The 235-nt window shown below is 60.9% G+C and carries 1 pseudogene; it reads right to left on the bottom strand.

What is annotated here, in order from left to right:
* Positions 1 to 235, bottom strand: a pseudogene (locus tag EOD29_RS35125) (ABC transporter ATP-binding protein); the annotation flags it as partial.

Genomic DNA, 235 nt, shown 5'->3' with positions numbered 1-235 from the left:
GGGCGGAAAGGCGCCTTTTGACGATAGCCAATTCGTCGGACATGCGATTGCGTTGCCGCGGGAGCTTTACATCGACCACCTCAAGAATGCGTCCCGGCCAGGGGCGCATCACGACCACGCGATCCGCCAGAAAAGCCGCCTCTTCGATGTCGTGCGTGACCAGCAGCATCGTCGTGGCATTCGCACGCCAACGGTCGATCAAATGATCCTGGACCTCGACGCGCGTCATCGCATC

It is taken from the genome of Mesorhizobium sp. M1A.T.Ca.IN.004.03.1.1, from assembly GCF_003997555.1.
In the GTDB taxonomy this organism is placed as follows: Bacteria; Pseudomonadota; Alphaproteobacteria; order Rhizobiales; family Rhizobiaceae; genus Mesorhizobium.
Note: the sequence above shows the minus strand (reverse complement) of the source record. Positions and strands in the feature narration are given on the sequence as shown.